The following is a 16,037-nucleotide window of genomic DNA, read 5'->3' as shown; positions in this document are numbered from 1 at the left end:
AGAGCAGCGGTCAGAGTGGTCTTACCGTGGTCAACGTGACCGATGGTGCCGACGTTGACGTGCGGTTTGTTACGTTCGAATTTTTCCTTAGCCACGACAGTAAACCTCTTACTTAAAGGGCGGGATTAGCCTTGTTTTTTAACCAGCGCTTCGACGATGTTCGACGGAGCTTCTGCGTACTTGGAGAATTCCATGGAGTAGCTGGCGCGACCCTGGGACATGGAACGAACGTCGGTAGCGTAACCAAACATCTCGCCCAGCGGAACTTCGGCACGGATAACCTTACCGGATACCGAATCTTCCATACCCTGGATCAGACCACGACGACGGTTCAGGTCACCCATCACGTCGCCCATGTAATCCTCAGGAGTTACCACTTCCACCTTCATGATCGGCTCGAGCACCTTGCCGCCACCCTTCTGGGCCAGCTGCTTGGTCGCCATGGAGGCAGCGATCTTGAACGCCATCTCGTTGGAGTCGACGTCGTGGTAGGAACCATCGAACACGGTCGCCTTCAGGCCGATCAGCGGATAACCGGCAACGACGCCGTTCTTCATCTGCTCTTCGATGCCCTTCTGGATCGCCGGGATGTATTCCTTCGGAACCACACCACCCACGACCTCGTTGGAGAACACCAGGCCTTCGGTGATGTTGCCCTTATCGTCCACGTCCGGAGCCGAGAAGCGGATCCAGCAGTGACCGAACTGACCGCGACCACCGGACTGACGAACGAACTTGCCTTCGATCTCGACGTTGTCCTTGGTGATGGTTTCACGATAGGAAACCTGCGGCTTGCCGATGTTGGCCTCGACGTTGAACTCGCGCTTCATGCGGTCAACGAGGATGTCCAGGTGCAGCTCACCCATACCGGAGATGATGGTCTGACCAGTCTCTTCGTCGGTCTTGACGCGGAACGACGGGTCTTCCTGAGCCAGTTTGCCCAGCGCGATACCCATCTTCTCCTGGTCGGCCTTGGTCTTCGGCTCTACCGCTACCGAGATGACAGGCTCCGGGAAGTCCATACGCTCGAGGATGATCGGCTTGTCCGGATCGCACAGGGTTTCACCAGTGGTGACGTCCTTCATGCCGATCAGAGCAGCGATGTCGCCAGCGCGCACCTCTTTGATCTCGTCACGCTGGTTGGCGTGCATCTGCACCATACGACCAACGCGCTCTTTCTTGCCTTTCACGGAGTTGATGACCGACTGGCCAGACTCCAGAACGCCCGAGTAAACGCGAACGAAGGTCAGGGTACCCACGAACGGGTCGGTAGCGATCTTGAACGCCAGAGCAGAGAACGGCTCGTTGTCGTCCGCATGACGCTCGTCCTTCGGCGCTTCGTCGCCCAGATCGATGTGATCCGGGTGGATACCCTGAATCGCAGGAATCTCGGTCGGCGCAGGCAGGAAGTCGATGACGGCATCGAGAACCAGAGGAACGCCCTTGTTCTTGAAGGAGGAACCGCAGACAGCCGGGACGATCTCGCTCGCCAGAGTACGGGCGCGCAGACCGGCCTTGATGTCCTCGACGGACAGGTCACCTTCTTCAAGGTACTTGTTCATCAGTTCTTCGTTGGCTTCGGCAGCAGCCTCGACCATGTTGGAGCGCCACTCGTTGGCCAGGTCTACCAGCTCGGCAGGAATTTCTTCCTCACGGTAGGTAGTACCCTTGTCATCGTCGTTCCAGTAGATGGCCTTCATCTTGATCAGGTCGACCTGACCTTCGAAGTTCTCTTCGGCACCGATGGCGATCTGGATCGGAACCGGGGTGTGACCCAGACGGTTCTTGATCTGACCGACGACGCGCAGGAAGTTGGCACCCTGACGATCCATCTTGTTCACGTAGACGATACGCGGAACACCGTACTTGTTGGCCTGACGCCATACGGTTTCGGACTGCGGCTCAACGCCCGAGGTACCGCAGAACACAACGACAGCGCCGTCGAGTACACGCAGCGAGCGCTCTACTTCGATGGTGAAGTCAACGTGACCGGGGGTATCGATGACGTTTACACGGTACTTGTCGTACTGACCACGAGAACCTTCCCAGAAGGTGGTGATCGCAGCAGAAGTAATGGTGATACCACGCTCCTGCTCCTGAACCATCCAGTCGGTGGTCGCGGCGCCATCATGCACCTCGCCCATCTTGTGGCTCAGGCCTGTGTAGAACAGGATCCGCTCGGTAGTGGTGGTCTTGCCCGCGTCAACGTGGGCACAGATACCGATGTTACGGTAGCGGTTAATTGCTGTATTACGAGCCATAAAGCCCTCGCAAGGTTAGTGGAGCCGGAATTAGAAGCGGTAGTGCGAGAAAGCCTTGTTGGCTTCGGCCATACGGTGCACGTCTTCACGCTTCTTGACAGCAGCGCCTTTGCCTTCAGCAGCATCCAGCAGCTCACCAGCCAGACGCAGAGCCATGGACTTCTCGCCGCGCTTGCGCGCGTAGTCCACCAGCCAGCGCATGGCCAGGGCGTTACGACGGGACGGACGAACTTCGACCGGAACCTGGTAGGTAGCACCGCCTACACGGCGGGACTTGACTTCGACCAGCGGAGCGATGGCGTCGAGAGCTTTCTCGAAGATCTCCAGGGGATCGCTGTTCTTGCGTGCTTTGACAGTGTCCAGAGCACCGTAAACGATGCGCTCGGCCACGGCCTTCTTGCCGCTTTCCATCACGTGGTTCATGAATTTGGCGAGGATCTGGCTTCCGTATTTCGGATCGTCCAGGATCTCACGCTTGGCTGCTACACGACGTCTTGGCATTGATAAGCCCTCAAACGGTCTTCAGGTTAGCTCGGGACCAACGGCGAACGCCGCGCCCGACCTTACTCTTATCGACTCAACTAAATAGAAAAGGATCAAGCGGCCTTATTTCGGACGCTTGGTACCGTACTTGGAACGACCCTGCTTACGGTCTTTGACGCCGGAGGTATCCAGCGAACCACGCACGGTGTGGTAGCGCACACCCGGAAGGTCCTTTACACGACCGCCCCGGATCAGCACGACGCTGTGCTCTTGCAGGTTGTGGCCTTCACCGCCGATGTACGAAGACACTTCGTAGCCGTTGGTCAGACGCACGCGGCACACTTTACGCAGTGCCGAGTTAGGTTTCTTCGGCGTGGTGGTGTACACGCGGGTGCACACGCCACGGCGCTGCGGGCAGTTCTGCAGCGCAGGCACGTCGGATTTCTCGACGATGCGCTTACGCGGCTGACGTACCAGCTGGTTGATAGTTGCCATCTACTAGCTCCACTGTTGTCTTTCGACGCTCACAAATAAAGATGGCAGAGCCAAACGCCCTGCCAAATTTAGGGGTGCATGAGTCTAAAGAGACTCACGCCCCCAGTCAAGGCAAAGCCCCGCTAGCGAACCAGCGAGGCTTCGACTCAATTGCCGCTGGAGTTCAGCGCTTCGGTCAGTGCGGCTTCCACCTCACTGGCGCTGACACGTACCGGCTTGTCGGCATCACGCTTGCGCTTGCGCTCGCTGTGATAGGCCAAACCGGTACCGGCCGGGATCAGACGACCCACGACCACGTTCTCTTTCAGACCACGCAGGTAGTCGCGCTTGCCAGTGACCGCCGCCTCGGTGAGGACGCGGGTGGTTTCCTGGAAGGACGCTGCCGAGATGAAGGACTCGGTGGACAGCGACGCCTTGGTGATACCCAGCAGTACGCGGGTGTACTTGGCGACGAACTTGTCCTCTTCGGCCAGACGCTCGTTCTCGCCCAGAACCTGGGTGAGTTCCATCTGGTCGCCCTTGATGAAGGACGAATCGCCGGCTTCGGTGATCTCAACCTTGCGCAGCATCTGACGCAGGATGGTCTCGATGTGCTTGTCGTTGATCTTCACGCCCTGCAGACGGTAAACGTCCTGGATCTCGTTGACGATGTACTTGGCCAGCGCGCTGACACCCAGCAGACGCAGGATGTCATGCGGATCGCTCGGGCCGTCGGAGATGACTTCGCCGCGGTTCACTTGTTCGCCTTCGAAGACGTTCAGGTGACGCCACTTCGGAATCAGCTCCTCGTACGGATCGCTGCCATCGGTCGGGGTGATGACCAGACGGCGCTTGCCCTTGGTCTCTTTACCGAACGAAATGGTGCCGCTGATTTCCGCCAGGATCGAAGCTTCCTTCGGACGACGGGCTTCGAACAGGTCGGCAACGCGCGGCAGACCACCGGTGATGTCGCGGGTCTTCGAGGTTTCTTGCGGGATACGGGCGATAACGTCACCGACCGCGATCTGCGCACCGTCCGCCACGCCGACCAGGGCGTTGGCAGGCAGGAAGTACTGGGCGGGAACGTCGGTACCCGGCAGCAGCAGTTCCTTGCCGTTGGCGTCGACCATCTTGATGGCCGGACGAATATCCTTGCCAGCAGCCGGACGATCCTTCGGATCGAGAACCTCGATGTTGGTCAGACCGGTCAGTTCGTCGGTCTGACGCTTGATGGTGATGCCCTCCTCCATGCCGACGAAGGTCACGATACCCTTCATTTCGGTCACGATCGGGTGGGTGTGCGGGTCCCACTTGGCGACGATGGCGCCAGCGTCGACCTTGTCACCTTCCTTCACGGAAATCACGGCACCGTACGGCAGCTTGTAGCGCTCGCGCTCACGACCAAACTCGTCGGCCACGGCCAGCTCGCCGGAACGGGAAACCGCTACCAGGTTGCCGTCGACACGCTCGACGTACTTCAGGTTGTGCAGACGGATCGCGCCGCCGTTCTTCACCTGGACGCTGTCGGCAGCCGAAGTACGGCTTGCAGCACCACCGATGTGGAAGGTACGCATGGTCAGCTGGGTACCCGGCTCACCGATGGACTGGGCAGCGATGACGCCGACCGCTTCACCGATGTTGACCTGATGACCACGAGCCAGATCGCGACCGTAGCACTTGGCGCAGATGCCGTAGCGGGTTTCGCAGGTGATCGGCGAACGCACCACGACTTCGTCGACGCTGTTCAGCTCGATGAACTCGACCCACTGCTCGTCGATCAGGGTGCCGGCCGGAACGATGACGTCCTCGGTGCCCGGCTTGAACACGTCCTTGGCAATCACTCGACCCAGTACGCGCTCACCCAGCGGCTCGACCACGTCGCCGCCTTCGATGTGCGGGGTCATCAGCAGGCCCTGCTCGGTGCCGCAGTCGATCTCGGTCACTACCAGATCCTGCGCCACGTCGACCAGACGACGGGTCAGGTAACCGGAGTTCGCGGTCTTCAGTGCGGTATCCGCCAGACCCTTACGCGCACCGTGGGTGGAGATGAAGTACTGCAGAACCGACAGACCTTCGCGGAAGTTCGCGGTGATCGGCGTTTCGATGATGGAGCCGTCCGGCTTGGCCATCAGACCACGCATACCGGCCAGCTGACGGATCTGGGCGGCGCTACCACGAGCACCGGAGTCCGCCATCATGTACATGGAGTTGAAGGACTCCTGCTCGACGGTCTTGCCTTCGCGATCGACCACCGGCTCTTTCGAGAGGTTGGCCATCATCGCCTTGGACACTTCGTCGTTGGCCTTCGACCAGAGGTCGATCACCTTGTTGTACTTCTCGCCCTGGGTCACCAGGCCGGAGGCGTACTGCGATTCGATTTCCTTCACTTCCTCGGTGGCGGCGTCGATGATGCGCGCCTTCTCGTCCGGGATGACGAAGTCGTTCACGCCGATCGACACACCGGAGATGGTCGAGTAGGCGAAACCGGTGTACATCAGCTGGTCGGCGAAGATGACGGTGTCCTTCAGACCCACGGTGCGGTAGCACTGGTTGATCAGCTTGGAGATCGCCTTCTTCTTCATCGGCTGGTTGACCACGTCGTAGGACAGGCCGGCCGGCACGATCTGGAACAGCAGCGCACGGCCGACGGTGGTGTCGACGATGCGGGTGTTCTTGGTGATCGAACCATCTTTCTCTTTGATGGTTTCGTTGATACGCACCTTCACGCGGGCGTGCAGGGACGCTTCGCCGGCGCGGAACACGCGGTCGACTTCCTGCAGGTCGGCGAAGACGCGACCTTCACCCTTGGCGTTCACCGCTTCACGGGTCATGTAGTACAGACCCAGAACCACATCCTGCGACGGCACGATGATCGGCTCGCCGTTGGCGGGCGAGAGGATGTTGTTGGTCGACATCATCAGCGCGCGCGCTTCGAGCTGGGCTTCCAGGGTCAGCGGCACGTGAACGGCCATCTGGTCACCGTCGAAGTCGGCGTTGTACGCGGCGCAGACCAGCGGGTGCAGCTGAATCGCCTTACCTTCGATCAGTACCGGCTCGAACGCCTGGATACCCAGACGGTGCAGGGTCGGTGCACGGTTGAGCAGGACGGGGTGTTCGCGGATGACTTCGGCGAGAACGTCCCAGACCTCCGGCAGCTCGCGCTCGACCATCTTCTTGGCGGCCTTGATGGTGGTCGCCAGACCACGCATTTCCAGCTTGCCGAAAATGAACGGCTTGAACAGCTCGAGGGCCATCTTCTTCGGCAAACCGCACTGGTGCAGGCGCAGGGTCGGGCCCACGGTGATCACGGAACGACCGGAATAGTCCACGCGCTTACCGAGCAGGTTCTGACGGAAGCGGCCTTGCTTACCTTTGATCATGTCGGCCAGCGACTTCAGCGGACGCTTGTTCGAGCCGGTGATGGCGCGACCGCGACGGCCGTTGTCGAGCAGGGCGTCAACCGCTTCCTGCAGCATGCGCTTTTCGTTGCGAACGATGATGTCCGGCGCCGACAGATCGAGCAGGCGCTTCAGACGGTTGTTACGGTTGATCACGCGGCGATACAGATCGTTCAGATCCGAAGTCGCGAAGCGGCCGCCATCCAGCGGTACCAGCGGACGCAGGTCCGGCGGCAGCACCGGCAGAACGGTCAGCACCATCCACTCCGGCAGGTTGCCGGAGTCCTTGAAGGCTTCCATCAGTTTCAGGCGCTTGGACAGCTTCTTGATCTTGGTCTCGGAGTTGGTCTGCGGAATCTCTTCACGCAGGCGGCCGATCTCGTGATCCAGGTCGATGGCGTGCAGCAGCTCGCGCACGGCCTCGGCGCCCATGCGCGCGTCGAAGTCGTCACCGAACTCTTCGAGGGCTTCGAAGTACTGCTCGTCGTTCAGCAGCTGGCCCTTCTCCAGGGTGGTCATGCCCGGATCGATCACCACGTAGCTCTCGAAATAGAGCACGCGCTCGATGTCACGCAGGGTCATGTCCATCAGCAGGCCGATACGGGACGGCAGCGACTTGAGGAACCAGATATGGGCGACCGGCGAGGCCAGTTCGATGTGCGCCATGCGCTCACGGCGAACCTTGGCCAGGGCCACTTCTACGCCGCACTTCTCGCAGATCACACCGCGGTGCTTGAGGCGCTTGTACTTGCCGCACAGGCACTCGTAGTCCTTGACCGGGCCAAAGATCTTGGCGCAGAACAGGCCGTCGCGCTCAGGCTTGAAGGTACGGTAGTTGATGGTTTCCGGCTTTTTAACTTCACCGAACGACCACGAACGGATCATCTCAGGCGAGGCCAACCCGATACGGATGGCGTCGAACTCTTCGATCTGACCCTGGTTTTTCAGCAAATTCAGTAGGTCTTTCAAGGCCTTTCCTCCTGGCGGAGCGGGCAGCGAGCTGGACTAGCCCCGCTGCCGATTCACGTCGTGTTATTCGGTTTCCAGATCGATGTCGATGCCGAGCGAACGGATCTCTTTGATCAGTACGTTGAAGGACTCGGGCATGCCCGGCTCCATACGGTGATCGCCATCCACGATGTTCTTGTACATCTTGGTACGGCCGTTCACGTCGTCCGACTTCACGGTCAGCATTTCCTGCAGGGTGTAGGCGGCGCCGTAGGCTTCCAGCGCCCAGACCTCCATCTCCCCGAAGCGCTGACCACCGAACTGCGCCTTACCACCCAGCGGCTGCTGGGTAACCAGGCTGTAGGAACCAGTGGAACGCGCGTGCATCTTGTCGTCCACCAGGTGGTTCAGTTTCAGCATGTACATGTAGCCGACGGTGGTCGGGCGCTCGAACTGGTTACCGGTACGACCGTCGAACAGGCGCATCTGGCCGCTTTCCGGCAGATCGGCCAGCTTCAGCATGGCCTTGATCTCGGTTTCCTTGGCGCCGTCGAACACGGCAGTCGCCATCGGTACACCGCCCTTGAGGTTCTTCGCCAGCTCGAGGATCTCGTTGTCGGAGAACTCGTCGAGGTTTTCCTTGCGCCCACCGATCTCGTTGTAGATCTCGTTGAGGAACTTGCGCAGTTCGGCGACCTTGCGCTGCTCTTCGAGCATGCGGTTGATCTTCTCGCCCAGGCCCTTGGCCGCGAGGCCCAGGTGGGTTTCGAGGATCTGACCGACGTTCATACGCGACGGTACGCCCAGCGGGTTCAGGACGATGTCCACCGGCGTGCCGTTGGCGTCGTGCGGCATGTCTTCGACCGGCATGATCACCGAGACTACACCCTTGTTACCGTGGCGACCGGCCATCTTGTCACCCGGCTGGATGCGACGGCGGATGGCCAGGTAGACCTTGACGATCTTCAGTACGCCCGGAGCCAGGTCATCGCCCTGCTGCAGCTTGCGCTTCTTGTCTTCGAACTTGTCGTCGAGCATCTGACGGCGGTCGGAGATGTAGGCCTGAGCCTTCTCCAGCTGCTCGTTCAGGGCGTCGTCGGCCATGCGCAGTTTGAACCACTGGCCACGCTCGAGACCGTCGAGGAACTCGTCGGTGATCGCGGTGCCTTTCTTCAGACCAGCGCCGCCTTCGGCGATCGCGCCAACCAGAGCCGAACGCAGACGCTCGAAGGTCGCGCCTTCGACGATGCGGAACTCTTCGTTCAGGTCCTTGCGGATCTCGTCCAGCTGCTGCTTCTCGATGGCCAGGGCGCGGCTGTCACGCTCGACGCCATCACGGGTGAAGACCTGCACGTCGATGACGGTACCCTTGGTGCCGGTCGGCACGCGCAGGGAGGTGTCCTTCACATCGGACGCCTTCTCACCGAAGATCGCACGCAGCAGCTTCTCTTCCGGAGTCAGCTGGGTCTCGCCTTTCGGAGTGACCTTGCCGACCAGGATGTCGCCCGGGCCGACTTCGGCACCGACGTAGACGATACCGGCTTCGTCCAGCTTGTTCAGAGCAGCCTCACCCACGTTCGGGATGTCAGAGGAGATTTCCTCCGGGCCGAGCTTGGTGTCACGCGCCACACAGGTCAGTTCCTGGATGTGGATGGTGGTGAAGCGGTCTTCCTGAACCACGCGCTCGGACAGGCAGATGGAGTCTTCGAAGTTGAAGCCGTTCCACGGCATGAACGCCACGCGCATGTTCTGACCCAGCGCCAGTTCACCCATGTCGGTGGACGGGCCGTCGGCCATGATGTCGCCACGCGCTACCTGATCGCCCTTGCTCACCAGCGGACGCTGGTTGATGCAGGTGTTCTGGTTGGAGCGGGTGTACTTGGTCAGGTTGTAGATGTCGACACCGGCTTCGCCAGTTTCGACTTCGTCGTCGTTGACGCGAACCACGATACGGCTGGCATCGACCGAGTCGATCACACCGCCACGGCGGGCCACCACGCAGACGCCGGAATCACGGGCGACGTTGCGCTCCATGCCGGTACCTACCAGCGGCTTGTCGGCGCGCAGGGTCGGTACAGCCTGACGCTGCATGTTCGAACCCATGAGTGCACGGTTGGCGTCGTCGTGCTCGAGGAACGGAATCAGCGAGGCGGCAACCGAGACTACCTGCTTCGGCGATACGTCCATCAGGGTGACGTCTTCCGGCGCCTTCACGGTGAATTCGTTCAGGTGACGTACGGCTACCAGTTCGTCGACCAGCTCCCCCTTGTCGTTCAGGGTTGCGGACGCCTGGGCGATCACGTGATCGGCTTCTTCGATGGCGGACAGGAACACGATCTCGTCGGTGACCTTGCCTTCCTTGACCACGCGGTACGGGCTTTCCAGGAAGCCGTACTGGTTGGTGCGGGCGTAGGCAGCCAGCGAGTTGATCAGACCGATGTTCGGACCTTCAGGGGTTTCGATCGGGCACACGCGGCCGTAGTGGGTCGGGTGAACGTCGCGGACTTCGAAGCCGGCGCGCTCACGGGTCAGACCGCCCGGGCCGAGTGCGGAGACGCGGCGCTTGTGGGTGATCTCGGAGAGCGGGTTGTTCTGGTCCATGAACTGCGAGAGCTGGCTGGAACCGAAGAACTCCTTCACCGCCGCCGCAACCGGCTTGGCGTTGATCAGGTCCTGCGGCATCAGGCCTTCGCTTTCGGCCATCGACAGACGTTCCTTGACCGCGCGCTCGACGCGCACCAGGCCAACGCGGAACTGGTTCTCGGCCATCTCGCCGACGCAACGCACGCGGCGGTTACCCAGGTGGTCGATGTCGTCGACGATGCCCTTGCCGTTACGGATGTCGACCAGGGTCTTGAGTACGGCAACGATGTCTTCCTTGCTCAGCACGCCCGAACCTTCGATCTCGGTGCGACCGATACGACGGTTGAACTTCATGCGGCCGACAGCAGACAGGTCGTAACGCTCGGCGCTGAAGAACAGGTTGTTGAACAGGGTCTCGGCAGCGTCCTTGGTTGGCGGCTCGCCGGGACGCATCATGCGGTAGATCTCGACCAGCGCTTCCAGCTGATTGGTGGTGCTGTCGATCTTCAGCGTGTCGCTGATGAAGGGACCGCAATCGATGTCGTTGGTGTACAGGGTCTCGAAGCGAACGACGTTGGCCTTGGCCATCTTGGCCAGCAGGTCGGCGGTCAGCTCGGTGTTGCACTCGGCGATGATCTCGCCGGTAGCCGGGTGCACGATGGCCTTGGCAGTGGTACGGCCAATGACGTAATCGAGCGGAACGTCCAGCTCCTTGATGCCAGCCTTGTCCAGCTGGTTGATGTGGCGGGCGGTGATACGACGGCCCTGCTCCACGATCACCTTGCCGCTGGCGTCCTTGATGTCCAGGACCGCGACTTCACCACGCAGACGCTGCGGCACCAGCTCCAGGCTCAGGCCGTCGTTCTTAACGTGGTAGACGTTGGTGTCGTAGAAGGCGTCCAGCACTTCTTCGGTGCTGTAGCCGAGCGCGCGCAGCAGGACGGACGCCGGCAGTTTGCGGCGACGGTCGATACGCACGAATACCGCGTCCTTCGGATCGAACTCGAAGTCCAGCCAGGAACCGCGGTAGGGGATGATGCGAGCGGAGTACAGCAGCTTGCCCGAGCTGTGGGTCTTGCCACGGTCGTGGTCGAAGAACACACCCGGCGAACGGTGCAGCTGGGACACGATCACGCGCTCGGTACCATTGATGACGAAGGTACCGTTCTCGGTCATGAGCGGAATTTCGCCCATGTACACTTCCTGCTCTTTGATGTCCTTGATCGCTTTGTTCGACGATTCTTTGTCGAAAATGATCAGACGCACTTTCACGCGCAGCGGCACGGCGAAGGTCACGCCACGCAGGACGCACTCCTTGACGTCGAACGCCGGCTCGCCGAGGCGATAGCCGACGTACTCCAGAGCGGCGTTGCCGGAGTAGCTGATGATCGGGAATACGGATTTGAAGGCCGCATGCAGGCCGATGTCACGGAACTGTTCCTTGCTCACCCCTTGCTGCAGGAATTCGCGGTACGAATCCAGCTGGATGGCCAGGAGATAAGGCACATCCATGACATCCGGCAACTTGCTAAAGTCCTTGCGGATACGTTTTTTCTCAGTGTATGAGTAAGCCATCAGCGTTCCCCAGCTTGGTCACCTGCTTGTTTGGCCAGCGCCGGCGGCGATGACCAGAAAATCGTGCAAACCCTCGGTTTGCAACCGCCTCTCGGGCGGGGTTTTCGGCTCCAGGCCGGCTGACGAACAGCCAACCTAGAACGGAAAAAGGCCGGTGGCAAAAGCCACCAGCCGTCAGCCTTGTGCGAGTCGCTCGGGCTGTAGACGCAAGGTGCGAACTTACTTGAGTTCGACCTTGGCGCCAGCTTCTTCCAGCTTCTTCTTGGCGTCTTCAGCAGCTTCTTTGGTCAGACCTTCAGCGATGACCTGAGGAGCGGTGTCGACCTTCTCCTTGGCTTCTTTCAGGCCCAGACCAGTCAGCTCGCGAACGGCCTTGATCACGTTCACTTTCTTGTCGCCGGCTTCAGCCAGGACAACGTTGAACTCGGTTTGCTCTTCAACAGCGGCAGCAGCGCCAGCAGCCGGACCAGCGGCAACAGCAGCAGCAGCGGTAACGCCGAAGGTTTCTTCCATCGCTTTGATCAGCTCGACGATTTCCATAACGGATTTCTGGCCGATGGCTTCGATGATTTGCTCGTTAGTCAGAGACATGACTATCAATTCCTGTATTGGGGTGACGGCCTAGGCGACCATCAAATTAAACGTTTGATTTCGAAAGGGCTTACGCGGCCTTAGGCAGCGGCAGCTTCTTTCTGGTCGCGAATGGCTGCCAGAGTGCGAGCGAGTTTGCTGGTGGCGCCTTGGATAACGCTCATCAGCTGGGCGATGCCCTCGTCGCGGGTCGGCAGGCTTGCCAGTACGTCGATCTGGTTTGCTGCGAGGTACTTGCCCTCGAACGCAGCTGCCTTGATCTCGAACTTGTCCTGACCCTTGGCGAACTCCTTGAACAGACGAGCAGCAGCGCCCGGGTGTTCGTTGGAGAAAGCGATCAGGGTCGGGCCTTTGAACACGTCGTTGAGCACGTCGAACTGAGTGCCTTCAACGGCGCGCTTGAGCAGGGTGTTACGCACGACTTTCACGTACACACCAGCTTCGCGGGCCTCTTTACGGAGTCCGGTCATTGCGCCGACAGTCACGCCACGGGCATCAGCCACGACAGCGGACAGACCGGCTTTGGCAGCCTCGTTGACTTCAGCGACGATGGCCTTCTTGTCTTCGAGTTTAATTGCCACGGGTTTACTCCTGGATTTTACCGTTTCGCCAAACCGAGGTTCGGCGGCGTTTTGGTGTCTGATTCGGTAACGAATCGGGAGCACCATCTGCGTAGGCCATCAGGCGAACCTGACATTTAAAACCTGAGTCACCTACGGTCTTGGATAGCCCCCGCCAGGCAGGGACCCCAATCTTTCAGAGCCGGCAGCACACGGCTGCCGGCCCAATCACTTACGCGTCGAGCGAAGCCTGATCGATGATCAGACCCGGACCCATGGTGGTGCTCAGGGTCACGCGCTTGACGTAGATGCCTTTCGAGGTCGACGGCTTCAGACGCTTCAGGTCAGCCAGCAGGGCTTCCACGTTCTGCTTCAGCGCAGCGGCTTCGAAGCCGACCTTGCCAACGGAGGTGTGGATGATGCCGTTCTTGTCGGTACGGAAACGTACCTGACCAGCCTTGGCGTTCTTCACAGCGGTAGCGACGTCCGGAGTCACGGTGCCGACTTTCGGGTTCGGCATCAGGCCGCGCGGGCCCAGTACCTGACCCAGCTGGCCAACGACGCGCATGGCGTCCGGGGAAGCGATGACCACGTCGTAGTTCAGATCGCCGGCCTTCATTTCGGCAGCCAGATCGTCCATACCAACCTTGTCGGCACCGGCAGCCAGGGCAGCTTCAGCGCCCGGCCCCTGGGTGAACACGGCAACGCGTACGGTCTTGCCAGTGCCGTTCGGCAGAACGGTGGCGCCACGTACGACCTGGTCGGATTTACGCGGGTCTACGCCCAGGTTCACGGCGACGTCGAAGGACTCGGTGAACTTGACGGCAGACAGCTCGGCCAGCAGGCTGGCAGCTTCTTCGAAGGTGTAGGCCTTGCCGGCTTCAACCTTGGCCGCGATGGCCTTTTGGCGCTTGGTCAACTTAGCCATTACACACCCTCCACGTTCAGGCCCATGCTACGAGCGGAGCCGGCGATGGTGCGCACGGCCGCATCCAGGTCAGCGGCAGTCAGATCGGCCTGCTTGGTCTTGGCGATCTCTTCCAGCTGAGCACGGGTAACGGTGCCTACTTTGACGGTGTTCGGACGAGCGGAGCCGCTGGTCAGGCCGGCGGCCTTCTTCAGCAGTACCGATGCCGGGGTGCTCTTGGTTTCAAAGGTGAAGCTGCGGTCGCTGTAAACGGTGATGATCACAGGAGTCGGCAGACCAGGTTCCATGCCCTGAGTCTTGGCGTTGAACGCCTTGCAGAATTCCATGATGTTCACGCCGTGCTGACCCAGAGCGGGACCGACGGGTGGCGACGGGTTTGCCTGACCGGCTTTAACCTGCAGCTTGATATAAGCCTGAATCTTCTTAGCCATTAGCTACTCCAATTTCGGGTTCGAACGCCTGACGGCTCCCCGAGGTTACTTACGCATTTATCCCAGTGACGACAAAACCCCGCAGCCTAAGGCTGCGGGGTGAGGGATGCTTATGTCAGTTATGCCTTTTCGACCTGACTGAACTCCAGCTCGACCGGGGTGGAGCGACCGAAGATGGTCACAGCAACCTGGATGCGGCTCTTCTCGTAATTCACTTCTTCGACCACGCCACCGAAATCGGCGAACGGACCATCAACCACACGAACCATCTCGCCCGGCTCGAACAGCGTCTTCGGCTTGGGCTTGTCGCCACTGTCGGCAACGCGGCGCAGGATGGCTTCAGCTTCTTTTTCGGTGATCGGCGCCGGCTTGTCGGCAGTACCACCAATGAAGCCCATGACGCGCGGCGTATCCTTGATCAAGTGCCAAGTCGCCTCGTTCATTTCCATCTGCACCAGAACATAGCCAGGGAAGAACTTGCGCTCACTCTTGCGCTTCTGACCATTGCGCATCTCGACCACTTCTTCAGTGGGGACGAGAATCTCGCCGAAGTCATCTTCCATACCAGCCAGTTTCACGCGCTCGATGAGCGAGCGCATGACATGCTTCTCGTAACCCGAGTAAGCATGCACGACGTACCAACGCTTAGCCACGAGACACCCTTAACCAACAATCAGGGAAATAAGCCAACCGAGCAGGGAATCGAGCCCCCACAGCAGCAGCGCCATCACCAGAACCACGGCAACCACGATCAAGGTGGTCTGCGTGGTTTCCTGGCGGGTCGGCCAGACAACCTTACGAATCTCGACGCGCGCTTCTTTCAACAGCACCGCAAAGGCTTGCCCGCGAGCGGTCTGAAACGCCACAAACGCAGCGACGGCGCCCAGCACCACCAGACCCAGAACGCGATACAGAACCGGCTCTGCAGAGAAGTACTGATTACCTACGACACCCACAGCAACCAGGGCAGCGACAACCAGCCACTTGACCAGATCAAAGCGAGAGTCTTTGGCTTCAGCCTTAACATTCATTCGAGAGGATCCTGTGAAAGACACGCCAAATTCGTTAGAAAATGGCAGGTCAGGAGGGAATCGAACCCCCAACCTGCGGTTTTGGAGACCGCCGCTCTGCCAATTGAGCTACTGACCTAGAACAAAATCAGGCCGACCATTATGCCGGCCCGAGAGAGACAGATCAATCGATTATTCGATGATCTTTGCTACAACACCGGCACCAACGGTACGACCACCTTCGCGGATCGCGAAGCGCAGGCCGTCTTCCATGGCGATCGGCTTGATCAGGGTGACAACCATCTTGATGTTGTCGCCCGGCATTACCATCTCAACGCCTTCCGGCAGTTCGCACGAACCGGTCACGTCAGTGGTACGGAAGTAGAACTGCGGACGGTAGCCCTTGAAGAACGGGGTGTGACGACCACCTTCTTCCTTGGACAGAACGTACACTTCAGCTTCAAACTTGGTGTGCGGCTTGATGGTGCCCGGCTTGGCCAGAACCTGACCACGCTCGACTTCATCACGCTTGGTGCCGCGCAGCAGCACGCCGCAGTTCTCACCAGCACGACCTTCGTCCAGCAGCTTGCGGAACATCTCAACGCCGGTGCAGGTGGTCTTGGTGGTCGGACGCAGACCAACGATTTCGATTTCTTCCTGGATCTTGACGATACCGCGCTCGACACGACCGGTTACCACGGTACCGCGACCGGAGATCGAGAACACGTCTTCGATCGGCATCAGGAACGGACGATCGATGGCACGAACCGGCTCAGGAATGTAGGTATCCAGAGT

General features: G+C 60.0%; 13 protein-coding genes and 1 tRNA gene. All 14 read right to left on the bottom strand.

Features of this window, described 5'->3' with window-relative positions:
* Window positions 1–95: GTP-binding protein (locus tag BLS61_RS24115; RefSeq protein ID WP_233432247.1), on the bottom strand; the 95-nt coding region annotated here is incomplete at its 3' end.
* A gap of 30 nt (window positions 96–125) precedes the next feature.
* On the bottom strand, window positions 126–2,261 hold the full coding sequence (gene fusA / locus BLS61_RS17095; RefSeq protein ID WP_090432868.1) for an elongation factor G: 2,136 nt from the start codon (window positions 2,259–2,261) through the stop codon (window positions 126–128).
* A gap of 30 nt (window positions 2,262–2,291) precedes the next feature.
* A complete protein-coding gene (gene rpsG, locus BLS61_RS17090; protein WP_003246741.1) occupies window positions 2,292–2,762 on the bottom strand; it encodes a 30S ribosomal protein S7 in 471 nt (156 codons plus the stop codon).
* A 105-nt stretch (window positions 2,763–2,867) separates the two neighbouring features.
* A complete protein-coding gene (gene rpsL / locus BLS61_RS17085; protein WP_004373429.1) occupies window positions 2,868–3,239 on the bottom strand; it encodes a 30S ribosomal protein S12 in 372 nt (123 codons plus the stop codon).
* A 146-nt stretch (window positions 3,240–3,385) separates the two neighbouring features.
* Complete coding sequence (rpoC, locus tag BLS61_RS17080) at window positions 3,386–7,585, bottom strand: DNA-directed RNA polymerase subunit beta' (protein WP_090432866.1); 4,200 nt, start codon at window positions 7,583–7,585, stop codon at window positions 3,386–3,388.
* Between the two features lie 63 nt (window positions 7,586–7,648).
* The gene (rpoB, locus tag BLS61_RS17075) at window positions 7,649–11,722 is read right to left on the bottom strand and encodes a DNA-directed RNA polymerase subunit beta (RefSeq protein WP_090432864.1); all 4,074 of its coding nucleotides are present in this window, start codon (window positions 11,720–11,722) and stop codon (window positions 7,649–7,651) included.
* A 219-nt stretch (window positions 11,723–11,941) separates the two neighbouring features.
* The gene (gene rplL, locus BLS61_RS17070; protein WP_004373436.1) at window positions 11,942–12,313 is read right to left on the bottom strand and encodes a 50S ribosomal protein L7/L12; all 372 of its coding nucleotides are present in this window, start codon (window positions 12,311–12,313) and stop codon (window positions 11,942–11,944) included.
* 80 nt (window positions 12,314–12,393) lie between these two features.
* Window positions 12,394–12,894: a 50S ribosomal protein L10 gene (rplJ, locus tag BLS61_RS17065; protein WP_003463333.1), complete on the bottom strand. Its 501-nt coding sequence runs from the start codon at window positions 12,892–12,894 to the stop codon at window positions 12,394–12,396.
* Between the two features lie 211 nt (window positions 12,895–13,105).
* The gene (gene rplA / locus BLS61_RS17060; RefSeq protein WP_004373442.1) at window positions 13,106–13,801 is read right to left on the bottom strand and encodes a 50S ribosomal protein L1; all 696 of its coding nucleotides are present in this window, start codon (window positions 13,799–13,801) and stop codon (window positions 13,106–13,108) included.
* Entirely contained in the window at window positions 13,801–14,232 is a 432-nt protein-coding gene (gene rplK, locus BLS61_RS17055; RefSeq protein ID WP_004373444.1) for a 50S ribosomal protein L11, read from the bottom strand. Before rplK ends, rplA begins: the two co-directional genes overlap by 1 nt.
* A gap of 119 nt (window positions 14,233–14,351) precedes the next feature.
* On the bottom strand, window positions 14,352–14,885 hold the full coding sequence (gene nusG, locus BLS61_RS17050) for a transcription termination/antitermination protein NusG (RefSeq protein ID WP_004373446.1): 534 nt from the start codon (window positions 14,883–14,885) through the stop codon (window positions 14,352–14,354).
* 9 nt (window positions 14,886–14,894) lie between these two features.
* Window positions 14,895–15,263: a preprotein translocase subunit SecE gene (gene secE, locus BLS61_RS17045; protein ID WP_013717355.1), complete on the bottom strand. Its 369-nt coding sequence runs from the start codon at window positions 15,261–15,263 to the stop codon at window positions 14,895–14,897.
* Window positions 15,264–15,305: 42 nt separating this feature from the next.
* Window positions 15,306–15,381 (bottom strand) — tRNA-Trp (locus tag BLS61_RS17040).
* Window positions 15,382–15,434: 53 nt separating this feature from the next.
* A partial coding sequence (locus BLS61_RS17035; RefSeq protein ID WP_244157974.1) for an EF-Tu C-terminal domain-related protein occupies window positions 15,435–16,037 on the bottom strand: 603 nt, incomplete at its 5' end.

Source organism: Ectopseudomonas guguanensis, from assembly GCF_900104265.1.
Classification (GTDB): domain Bacteria; phylum Pseudomonadota; class Gammaproteobacteria; order Pseudomonadales; family Pseudomonadaceae; genus Aquipseudomonas; species Aquipseudomonas guguanensis.
Note: the sequence above shows the minus strand (reverse complement) of the source record. Positions and strands in the feature narration are given on the sequence as shown.